This is a genomic window from Saccharopolyspora sp. 7B (assembly GCF_020177435.1).
Classification (GTDB): Bacteria; Actinomycetota; Actinomycetes; order Mycobacteriales; family Pseudonocardiaceae; genus Saccharopolyspora_C; species Saccharopolyspora_C gregorii.
The window spans coordinates 1-10,549 of record NZ_JAIUKC010000085.1 but is presented as its reverse complement, the minus strand read 5'-3'; the positions used below and the strand labels follow the sequence as shown (position 1 = coordinate 10,549).

Sequence of the window (10,549 nt, the reverse complement as noted above, 5' to 3'; positions counted from 1 at the left end):
CCGCCCCCCCCCCCCGGGGGCCGGCCCGGCCCCCACGGGGCGGCCCCGCCCCCCCCCCCCCCCCGCCCAACCCCCCCCCCCCCCCCCCCCCCCCCCCCCCCCCGGGGGGGGGGGGCCCGTTCTCCGCTCCGCAGCTGGAGCAGGACGCCGAGGGCGGTCAGCCCAGCAGCGTGGCGTACCCCGGCTTGATCACGTCGTTGATGATCGCGAGCCGGTCGTCGAAGCCGAGGAACGACGACTTCATGGCGTTCACCGTGAACCACTGCATGTCGGTCCAGCCGTAGCCGAAGGTCTCGTGCAGCGCGGCGAACTCGCTGGACATCGTGCAGTCGCCCATCAGCCGGTTGTCGGTGTTGACCGTGACGCGGAACCGCAACCGGCTCAGCAGCCCGATCGGGTGTTCGGCCAGCGAGTCGGCGGCGCCGGTCTGCAGGTTCGACGACGGGCACATCTCCAGCGGGATGCGCCGGTCCCGCACGTACGACGCCAGCCTGCCCAGGTGCACCTCGCCGTCCTCGTCGACCTTGATGTCGTCGACGATCCGCACGCCGTGCCCGAGCCGTTCGGCGCCGCAGTGCTGGATGGCCTCCCAGATCGACGGCAGCCCGAACGCCTCACCGGCGTGGATGGTGAAGTGCGCGTTCTGCTGGCGCAGGTACTCGAAGGCGTCCAGGTTCCGGGTGGGCGGGAACCCGGCCTCCGGGCCGGCGATGTCGAAGCCCACCACTTCCGCGTCGCGGTAGCGGACCGCGAGCTCCGCGATTTCCGCCGAGCGGGCGTTCTGCCGCATCGCGCAGAGCAATGTTCCGATCCGGACAAGTTTTCCTTGCGATTCCGCACGGCGCTCGCCTTCGCGAAATCCCTCCTGCACGGATTCCACGACCTCGGGCAGGGTCAGTCCGCCTTCCTGGAACAACTCCGGGGCGTAGCGGACTTCCGCGTAGACCACCCCATCGGCGGCAAGGTCTTCGACGCATTCGGCGGCGACCCGGCGCAGTGCATCGGCCGTCTGCATGACCGCGACGGTGTGCGAGAACGTCTCCAGGTAGCGCTCCAGCGAGCCGGAATCGGCCGCTTCCCGGAACCACGCGCCGAGCGCGTCCGCGTCCTGGTGCGGCAGGCCCTCGTAACCGGCCGCGTCGGCGAGTTCGATCACCGTCCGCGGACGCAGACCGCCGTCGAGGTGGTCGTGCAGCAGGACTTTGGGGGCCAGTCGGATCGTGTCCAAGCTCACCGGTGTTGACATGGCACTACGTTACAACCCGGCCACGGTCGTCCTGAGCGGGCGGCGGCGATGCCGAAGACCACCCGAATGCACGTCGCCAGGGAAGTCACCCGGAAAGACCAAGCGCAACTCCAGCGACCTATTGACATACAGCACCGCTGGTCTGAACGGCCCAGTTCCCGGCAACCTTTCGGAGTGATGGTTCACCCGAAGCTCACTCAATGTATCCGGGGGTGGCTGGGAACGCGGGAAACGACTAGCTACGCTCCATTAGTCCTCACCCTGCCCCTCGACGAAGGACGTCCGAGCCGTGAACGAGAACATGTCCTTCGACCGCATGCGGAACATGCTCACGCGTGCGGCCGAAATCCGCGAGAGCGAGCAGCAGCAGATTTTCGACGCACTCGACGAGATCCACGCCCGGATGTCTCCGCTGGAATCGTTGGGCTCGGTTCGCAAGCGGCTGTCCGAACTCCCCGACCGCACCGAGCTCGGCGTGCTGACCGAGCGCGTCGACGAAGCCCTCACCAAGATCGACGCCCAGGACGGCGTGATCGGTGACGTCAAGGCAGCGGTGGAGGGCCTGTTCGACAAGCTCGCCAAGCCCTTCGCGCAGCTCGACGGCCGCCTCGACGGCGTGTCCGGCCGCTTCGACGGCGTCGCCGGCCGGATGGACGGGTTGGAGGACAAGCTCGCGCACATCCACAAGCGCCTGGACGAGCTCGGCGGCCACCTGGACAAGCAGGACTCCCGCCTGGAAGCGCTGCCCGGTTCGGTCACCGTCCCGGTCCGCGAGCGCATCGACGGCCTGGAGACCAGCCTCCGCGGCCGGTTCGCCGAGATCGACGAGGGCGTGCACGAGCACCTCGACGGCACCCGCGAGACGCTGCAGCGCGCCGTCACCGAGACCGGCAGCGGCGTGCAGAACGCCGTCACCGAAGCCGTCACCGGTGGCCGCGACCAGCTGCAGACCGGCATCGACGCCCTCGCGCAGCGCCCCGCGGTGGACCCGACGGACAAGCTCGACAAGCTCGCCGAGCGCCTCGAACAGCTCACCGAGCGGCTGGACCGCGTCTCCGGGCGGCTGGACAACGTCGAGGACAACGTGCACACCCGCATCGAAGCGGTCGAGCAGGGCGTCAGCACCCGGCTGGACACGGTCGAAGAGGGCGTCAAGACCGGGCTCGGCGAGCTCGGCGGCACGCTGGCGCAGAACCTGTCGCAGATCAGCGGCACCCTCGCGTCCCGCCCGGACTCCGACGCGGTGAACTCGATGGTGCGCGAGGCCAGCGAGGAGACCGAGCGCAAGCACGCCGGCCAGCTCGACGAGGCCATGGCCACGTTCGCCGAGCTGATCCTCGGCGGCAGCGGCCCGTCCAGCCCGCCGCCGCCCACCACGCTGCCCCGCCAGCAGCGCGGCCGCGGTCGCTCGAAGAGCGCCAAGCGCGACGGCGACACCAAGGCGCTGGGCTCCGACGACTCCTCCGACGAGGGTTACGCCGCCGAGAGCGCCTGATCTCGCAGCACGACTGATCTCCGCAGCAGCACAGGGCCGCGGTTCCTCCGGGAGCCCCCCCCCTGCCGCGTTCCCGCACCGGGTGCGCGGCCCGCTCGCCCGCGTCGATCGGGTGGGAGGGCCGTTCGCCCGGGCGGTCAGGGCCGGATCGTGTCGATGATCAGATCGGCCGGGGCGTGCGCGGCGGCGACGGTGATCGCGCCGGTCAGCGCCTCGCGGGCGGCGGGGATCCGGTCGGGTTCGTCGGTGTGCAGCTCCAGCAGCGGGGCGCCCGCGGTGACCCGGTCACCGGGCTTGGCGAGGCAGCGGACGCCCGCGGCGTGCCGCACCGGGTCCTCCTTGCGGGCCCGCCCGGCACCGAGCCGCCACGCCGCCAGGCCGACCGCGTAGGCGTCCAACGTGGACAGCACGCCGTCCTCCGGTGCGGGGATGGTCTCCACGTGGGCGGCGCGCGGCAGCGAGGCGTCCGGGTCGCCGCCCTGCGCGCCGATCATCGTGCGCCACGCGTCGTAGGCCTTCCCCGAAGCCAGCACCTCGGCCGGGTCCACATCGGACAGACCGGCGTGCGCGAGCATCTCGCGCGCCAGGGCCAGCGTGAGCTCGACGACGTCGGCCGGCCCGCCGCCCTGCAGCACCTCGACGGACTCCGCGACCTCCAGCGCGTTGCCGACGGCGACGCCCAGCGGCACCGACATGTCGGTGAGCAGCGCGCTGGCGCGCACCCCGTGCGCGGTGCCGATGGACACCAGCTCGTCGGCGAGGGCGCGGGCCTGCCGCTGGTCCTTCATGAACGCGCCGGAGCCGCACTTCACGTCCAGCACCAGCGATCCGGCGCCTTCGGCGATCTTCTTGCTCATGATGGAGCTGGCGATCAGCGGGATGGATTCGACGGTGCCGGTGACGTCGCGCAGCGCGTACAGCTTGCGGTCGGCGGGCGCGATGCCCTCGGTCGCGGCGCACACCACGGCACCGATCTCACCGAGCTGCGCGCGGATCTCGGCGGCGGTGAGCCCGGCCCGCCAGCCCGGGATCGATTCCAGCTTGTCGAGCGTGCCGCCGGTGTGCCCGAGGCCGCGTCCGGACAGCTGCGGCACCGCCGCGCCGCAGGCCGCGACGAGCGGGGTGAGCGGCAGCGTGATCTTGTCGCCGACGCCGCCGGTGGAGTGCTTGTCCACGGTGGGCCGGGGCAGGCCGCCGAGGTCCAGCCGTTCCCCGGACGCGATCATCGCCGCGGTCCAGCGGGCGATCTCGGCGCGGTCCATGCCGCGCAGCAGGATCGCCATGGCCAGCGCGGACATCTGCTCGTCGGCGACCGCGCCCCGGGTGTAGGCGTCCACCACCCAGTCGATCTGCTCGTCGGCGAGCCGCCCGCCGTCCCGCTTCGCCCGGATCACGTCGACCACCGAGTGCGCCATGCCATTCCCCTCCACCGAGCCCGACCCGCTGCCGAGCGCCATCCCGATCAGATCACTTCCCCACCCCCCGCGACACCGAAGAACCCCCGGCCCGTTCCTGTCAGCGGCGAAGCCGCTGAGCGGCGACCACCAGAGCAACCGGCACCGCAGCGGGTTCTCAGCGGTTTCCTCGCGAGGACAGCGATTTCTCCTGTGGCGGAGCCACCGGTGAAATCGATCCCGCAGCGAGGAAGCCGCTGAGGTTCCGCCACCCACCCCGCCCAGCAAGACGACCCGGGAGGCCTTTCACAGCTCGAAGGCGTCCGGGAGGACTTGTCTCATGGGGAGCACACCGCGCGGCGTGTCCACCAGGCAGTCCGGGCCGCCGAGTTCCTGCAGCAGCTGGCGGCACCGCCCGCACGGCATCAGCAGTTCGCCCTCGCCGCTGCGGCAGGCGACGGCGACGAACCGGCCGCCGCCGGTGAGCCGCAGCTGCCCGGCCATCGTGCACTCGGCGCACAGCGTCAGCCCGTAGGACGTGTTCTCCACGTTGCAGCCGACGACGAGCCGCCCGTCGTCGCAGATCGCGGCCGCACCGACCTGGAGCTTCGAGTAGGGGCAGTACGCCTTCGCCGCGACCTCGACCGCCGCGGCCCGCAGGGCCTCCCAGTTGATGGTGTCCACATCCGCTCCCGAGCTGGTTCCGATCTTCCCGACGACCTTCGCACGTGCGCCGCGGGAATGCTGCCGCCGTGCGGACCGGCCCCGGGCGCGGTGCCCGGGACCGGTCGGCGGACGCGCGGTCAGTCCTCGCCGCGGCGGTACGGGACGCCGATCGCGGCGGGTGGCCGCAGGTGCTGCGCGGCCGCCGCGAGCACCACGAGGGTGACCAGGTGCGGGGTGTAGGCGGTCAGCTCCTCCGGCAGTTCGTCGGTGTACCAGTACACCGAGTACGTGACGGCGGCGCTCACCGCGGCGGTGCCCGCGCCGAACCACCGGCGCCGGTACACCTGCACGGCCGCGACGACCAGCAGCACCAGCGTGGCCGCGTAGAACAGCGCGTGCACCGTGGTCTCGCCGCTGCGCAGCTGGAGCCCGTCGGAGTAGCCGAACAGCGCCGCCCCGCCGAGCAGCCCGCCCGGCCGCCAGTTCCCGAAGATCATCGCCGCGAGTCCGATGTAGCCGCGGTTGTTGGTCTGGTTCTCCAGGTATCCGGCCTGCCCGGGGTTGAGGATGAGCGCGGCCCCGCCGAGCCCGGCCAGCGCCCCGGAGACGATCACCGCGAGGTACTTGTACCGCTGCACCGGCACGCCCAGCGAGGCGGCGGCGACCGGGTTCTCCCCGCAGGACCGCAGCCGCAGCCCGAACGGCGAGCGCCACAGCACCAGGTAGCTGACCGGCACCAGCAGGTACGCGAGCATGGTCAGCGGCGACACCCCGGTGACGAGCCCGCCGATGATGCCGGCCGCGTCGGAGATCCCCACCCGCTGCAGGGATTCCAGCGAGCGCAACCATTCCCCGAAGGGGTAGGCCGAGTAGGTGTCGAACTTCGGCACCGGCGGTGATTCCCGCGGGTTCTGCGAGATCGGCTCGAACACGAGGCTCGCCAGGTACTGGGTGACGCCGAGCCCGAGCAGGTTGACGGCGACGCCGGAGACGATGTGGTTCACCCCGAAGCTCACGGTCGCCACGGCGTGCACGAGGCCGCCGACGGCGCCGAACGCGGCCGCGGCGACGAGCCCCGCGACGGGCCCCCACTGGTACCCGGCCCAGGCTCCGCCCCAGGTGCCGAGGACCATCATGCCCTCCAGCCCGATGTTGATCACACCGGCGCGTTCGGCCCACAGCCCGCCGAGCCCGGCGAGCAGGATGGGCACGCCGAGGCGCACCGCGGACTGCACGGTGCCGGAGGCGGTCAGCTCCGGCAGCCCGGTCGCGTACGAGGTGAAGGACACCGCGACGACCGCGACGGCGACCCACAGCATCGCGCGGCCCCAGCCCGGCATCGGGCGCCGCCGCGCCACCGGCGGGGCGATGTCGGGGGTGAGCGTGGCGGTCATACCGCACCTCCGGACAGGACCTGGCCGACGCGGCGCTGCTCGGCGTCGAGCCTGCGGCGGCGCACCAGTTCGTAGGCGACGACGACCGACAGCACGATCGTGCCCTGCAAGATGATCACGATCTCCTTCGGTACGCCGATGTTGTCCAGCGTCAGCGAGCTCTTGTCCAGGAAGGACCACAGCAGCGCGCCGAACGCGACCCCCACCGGGTGGTTGCGCCCGAGCAGCGCGATGGCCAGCCCGGCGAAGCCGTAGCCGGTGGGGAAGGTGATGGTGAACGTGTGGTCGCGGCCGAGGATCTCCGGCAGCCCGGCGAGGCCCGCGACGGCACCGGAGAGCAGCATCGCGCCCAGCACCATCTTCTTCGAGCTCACCCCGCCCGCCAGCGCCGCGGTCGGCGACAGCCCGGTGGCGCGCAGCTCGAACCCGAACCGGGTGCGGCCGAGCAGCACCCAGTAACCGACGCCGACCGCGACGGCCAGCAGCACCAGCCCGAACACGGTTCCGGCCGAGCCGAGTGGAATTCCCGGCACCTGCCCGGATTCGCCGATGAGCGCGGTGCCCTGGGTGTTGCCGCGCAGCTCGCCGAACTGCTTGACGAGGAACGCGATCACGCCGCCCGCCAGCACGTTCAGCATGATCGTGGAGATCACCTCGGACACGCCGCGGTAGACCTTCAACAGCGCGGCGATGCCGGCCCACGCGGCACCGGTGGCCGCGCCGACGACGACCACCACGAGCGCGTGCACCCCGAACGGCAGGCTCAGCGAGCCGCCGACGATGGCCGCCACGCACGCCGCGAGCCGGTACTGGCCCTCGACACCGATGTTGAGCAGGTTCATCTGGAACCCGACGGCGGCGGCCAGCGCCACCAGGTAGTAGGCGGCCGCGGTGTTGACGATGTCCACGGCCGTGGTGCCGCGACCCACCTGGGTGATCATCTCGCCGAGCGCCGCGATCGGGTTCGCCCCGGACAGCAGCAGCACCAGGCCGCACAGCACCGCCGCGAACGCGATCGCCAGCACCGGCGGCAGCAGGGTCGAGCGCTTCTCCCCCATCAGTCCGCACCTCCCCCGGTCGTCCCGGTCATGGCCGCGCCGAGCCGTTCTGGCGTGACGGTGCGCGGATCGGCTTCGGCGACGAGCGCGCCGCGGAACAGCACCCGGATCGTGTCGGACAGCCCGATCAGCTCGTCGAGGTCCGCGGAGATCAGCAGCACCGCGAGCCCGGCGGCCCTGGCGGTGCGCAGGTGCGCCCAGATCCCGGCCTGGGCGCCCACGTCCACGCCCCGGGTGGGGTGCGCGGCGATGAGCAGCTTCGGGTCGCCGGAGAGCTCGCGGCCGACGACGAGCTTCTGCTGGTTGCCGCCGGAGAGCGCGACCGCGTCCACGTCGATGCCGGGGGTGCGCACGTCGAACTCGGCGACGATGCGCTCGGTGTCGGCGCGCGCGCCCGCCCGGTCCAGCCACGGCCCGCGCGCGGCGGGGCGGCGGGTCTGGTGGCCGAGGATCCGGTTGAACCACAGCGATTCGTCCAGCAGCAGGCCGTGCCGGTGCCGGTCCTCGGGCACGTAGCCGATGCCCGCGGCGCGGCGGCGCAGCGTGGACAGCCGGGTCAGGTCGGTGTCGCCGAGCCGGATGCCGCCCGCGCTGATCGGCCGCATCCCGAGCACGGCTTCGACGAGTTCGGTCTGCCCGTTGCCCTCGACGCCCGCGATGCCGACGACCTCGCCCGCGCGCACCACGAGGTCGACGTCGTCCAGCACCGCCCGCTCACCGTCCACCGCGGACAGCCCGGTGATGGTGAGCACCGGGCGGTCGGTGACGGTGGAGTCGCCGGTGGACGGGTCGGGCAGTTCGCTGCCGACCATCAGCTCGGCCAGCTCGCGGGTGCTCACCTCGGCGGCGGGCACGGTGCCCACGGTGGTGCCGCGGCGCAGCACGGTGACCGCGTCGGCGATGGCCAGCACCTCGTCCAGCTTGTGCGAGATGAACAGGAACGTGAAGCCGCGCTCCCGCATGGCGCGCAGCGTGGTGAACAGCTCCTCGACCTCCTGCGGCACCAGCACCGCGGTCGGCTCGTCGAGGATGATCGTGCGGGCGCCGCGGTAGAGGACCTTGAGGATCTCCACCCGCTGCCGGTCGGCGACCCCGAGCCGCTCCACGAGCTCGTCGGGCCGCACCGCGAACCCGGCCTGCGCGGCGAGTTCGACGACGCGGCGCCGGGCCCGGGCGCCGATGCCGTGCTCGCCCTCGGCGCCGAGCACCACGTTCTCCAGCACGGTGAGGTTGTCGGCGAGCATGAAGTGCTGGTGCACCATGCCGACGCCGTGCCGGATCGCGTCGGCGGGGGTGCGCAGCCGCACCCGCTCGCCGCCGAGCTCCACGGTGCCCTCGTCCGGCGACTGCATGCCGTAGAGGATCTTCATCAGGGTGGACTTGCCCGCCCCGTTCTCCCCGCACAGCGCGTGCACCTCGCCGGCGCGCACGGTCAGGTGCACGTCGGAGTTGGCTACGACGCCGGGGAACGACTTGGTGATGCCGCGCAGCGCCACGGCGGGCGGCCCCTGTTCGGGGGTGCCGGGCGCGGCAGGGTGCGGACCGGGATCGTCCGGTCTGGTGGTGCTCATCTGACTCCGTCTCCGGGGCCGCGCGCCGTCGCGCGGCGGGATCTCCGGGCCGCGCTGCTGCGCGGTGGGCTGCTTCGGTTCCGCGCCGGCGCGCGGTGGCGGTGCTCGGTTCCGCGCGGGCGCGGTGCTGCTCGGTTCCACGCGCTCCGCTTCCGCGCGGGCGCGCTGGTGTCCCGGTTCCGCGCTGCTGCGCGGGCGGGCGGGGGGGGGGGGCCCCCGGGGGGGGGGCGCGGGGGGGCCCCCCCCCCGGGCCGGGGGGGGGGGGGCGGGGGTGTACGGGGGGGGCGGGGGGCCCCCCCCCGGCCGGCCCCCCCCCCCCCCCGCCGCGCGGTCACGGGGTGGGGCTGACCTGGATGTCGCCGCGGGAGATCGCGGCCTTGTAGGCGTCGGCGACCTCGGTGAGGTCGTCCACCTTCCCCCCGGAGGTGGAGTAGGTGACCGCGTCCATCGACAGGTCGAACTTCGGCGGCACCGCGGACAGGTCGCCGCGCGCGACGGCCGCCAGGTAGTCGAACACGGCCAGGTCGATCCGCTTCAGCATCGAGGTGATGATCACGTCCTTGTACTGCGCCACGTTCGGCTGCGCGTACTGGTCGGAGTCGACGCCGATGGCCATCGCGTCCGCCCCGGCCGCCGCCGCGAACACGCCCTTCCCGGAGGCGCCCGCCGCGTGGTAGACGACGTCGGCGCCGGCGTCGAGCTGGCCCCGGGTCACCTCGGAACCCTTGTTCGGGTCCTGGAAACCGGAGAAGTCGCCGGCCGGGGTGAGGTAGTCGGTCTGGATCCGCACGTCCGGCGCGGCGGCCTTCGCGCCCTGCTCGAAACCGGCCTGGAACTTCTGGATCAGCGGCGTCTCCACTCCGCCGACGAAACCGATGCTGCAGGTCCGCGACTTGTGCGCGGCGATCACACCGACCAGGAACGAGCCCTGCTCCTCGGCGAACACCAGAGAGGTGACGTTCGGGACGCCGTCGATCTCCTCGTCGATCAGCGCGAACTTCGTGCCCGGGAACTCGGGGGCCACCACCTTCACCGAGTCCGCGTAGGCGTAGCCGACGGCGATGACCGGGTTGAAGCCCTCGCGGGCCAGCTGGCGCAGCCGGGTCTGCTTGGCGTCCTCCGGTTCACCGGCGGCGGCGTCGAGCTCCTTGGTCTCCGCGAGCCCCATCTCGGACTTCGCCCGCTCCAGCCCGGCGACGGTGTCGTCGTTGAACGACGCGTCGCCGCGGCCGCCGATGTCGAACGCCAGCCCCACCCGCAGCCGGCTCGCGTCGGGGGCGGGCGCGTCGGCGCGCTTCGACGTGGTGGCGGGTCCGGTCACCGCCGGTGCCTGCTCGGTGCGGCACGGCTGCCCTTCGACGGCGCCCCCGCCGCCGCGGGCGTCCTTGGCGCAGCCCGACAGCGCCAGCACCCCCGCCAGCGCCACCGCGGTCAACGCGGCGCCGGGGCGCCGCCACCCCCGCCCGGATTCCCCTGCCGGGCCGGCCGTTCGCCGCATCGCCATTCCCCTTTCGAAAAACCGCCGCACAGCTCCGCGCCCCGGTGACCGCTCCGGATCGGAGCGAATCGCGGGGCGCGGACCGCGGCCCCCGCCCCGCGCCGGGGAAAGGGGGGCGCGGGCGCCCCCCCCCCCGGGGGGGGTTAAACAACCACCAGCGCACCCCAAACAACCCCCCCCGGGGGTTGGTGTGGGTGGTTGTGGGGCCCCAAACGGGGGTGGGGTGG

Annotated in this window: 8 protein-coding genes; 1 reads left to right on the top strand and 7 read right to left on the bottom strand. The window is 73.0% G+C overall.

All coding sequences use genetic code 11. The annotated features are described in order from the left end of the window. Positions 1–157 precede the first annotated feature (157 nt). On the bottom strand, positions 158–1,246 hold the full coding sequence (locus tag LCD33_RS14665; RefSeq protein WP_224955927.1) for an adenosine deaminase: 1,089 nt from the start codon (positions 1,244–1,246) through the stop codon (positions 158–160). Positions 1,247–1,535: 289 nt separating this feature from the next. Between LCD33_RS14665 and LCD33_RS14660 the strand changes: the two genes are divergently transcribed. Continuing rightward, positions 1,536–2,741: an apolipoprotein A1/A4/E family protein gene (locus tag LCD33_RS14660; protein ID WP_224955928.1), complete on the top strand. Its 1,206-nt coding sequence runs from the start codon at positions 1,536–1,538 to the stop codon at positions 2,739–2,741. Between the two features lie 137 nt (positions 2,742–2,878). Here LCD33_RS14660 and LCD33_RS14655 read toward each other — a convergent pair whose 3' ends face one another. From LCD33_RS14655 to LCD33_RS14630, 6 genes are all read right to left on the bottom strand, one after another. After that, positions 2,879–4,156, bottom strand: a complete 1,278-nt coding sequence (locus LCD33_RS14655) for a thymidine phosphorylase (RefSeq protein WP_224965984.1) — start codon at positions 4,154–4,156, stop codon at positions 2,879–2,881. Between the two features lie 285 nt (positions 4,157–4,441). Continuing rightward, positions 4,442–4,819 (bottom strand): cytidine deaminase, encoded by a 378-nt coding sequence (locus tag LCD33_RS14650; RefSeq protein ID WP_224955930.1) that lies wholly within the window; start codon positions 4,817–4,819, stop codon positions 4,442–4,444. A 119-nt stretch (positions 4,820–4,938) separates the two neighbouring features. Then, positions 4,939–6,195: an ABC transporter permease gene (locus LCD33_RS14645; protein WP_224965985.1), complete on the bottom strand. Its 1,257-nt coding sequence runs from the start codon at positions 6,193–6,195 to the stop codon at positions 4,939–4,941. Further along, positions 6,192–7,253, bottom strand: a complete 1,062-nt coding sequence (locus LCD33_RS14640; protein WP_224955932.1) for an ABC transporter permease — start codon at positions 7,251–7,253, stop codon at positions 6,192–6,194. The genes LCD33_RS14645 and LCD33_RS14640 overlap by 4 nt, the downstream gene beginning before the upstream one ends. Continuing rightward, complete coding sequence (locus tag LCD33_RS14635; protein WP_224955933.1) at positions 7,253–8,824, bottom strand: ABC transporter ATP-binding protein; 1,572 nt, start codon at positions 8,822–8,824, stop codon at positions 7,253–7,255. Before LCD33_RS14635 ends, LCD33_RS14640 begins: the two co-directional genes overlap by 1 nt. Before the next feature lie 331 nt (positions 8,825–9,155). Then, entirely contained in the window at positions 9,156–10,322 is a 1,167-nt protein-coding gene (locus tag LCD33_RS14630; protein WP_224977946.1) for a BMP family protein, read from the bottom strand. Between the last annotated feature and the right edge of the window lie 227 nt (positions 10,323–10,549).

What these genes read in the sequence shown, in the direction of transcription:
- LCD33_RS14665 (WP_224955927.1), bottom strand. Translation starts at nt 1,246, where the DNA reads ATGTCAACACCGGTGAGCTTGGACACGATCCGACTGGCCCCCAAAGTC.
- LCD33_RS14655 (WP_224965984.1), bottom strand. Translation starts at nt 4,156, where the DNA reads ATGGCGCACTCGGTGGTCGACGTGATCCGGGCGAAGCGGGACGGCGGG.
- LCD33_RS14645 (WP_224965985.1), bottom strand. Translation starts at nt 6,195, where the DNA reads ATGACCGCCACGCTCACCCCCGACATCGCCCCGCCGGTGGCGCGGCGG.
- LCD33_RS14640 (WP_224955932.1), bottom strand. Translation starts at nt 7,253, where the DNA reads ATGGGGGAGAAGCGCTCGACCCTGCTGCCGCCGGTGCTGGCGATCGCG.
- LCD33_RS14635 (WP_224955933.1), bottom strand. Translation starts at nt 8,824, where the DNA reads ATGAGCACCACCAGACCGGACGATCCCGGTCCGCACCCTGCCGCGCCC.
- LCD33_RS14630 (WP_224977946.1), bottom strand. Translation starts at nt 10,322, where the DNA reads ATGCGGCGAACGGCCGGCCCGGCAGGGGAATCCGGGCGGGGGTGGCGG.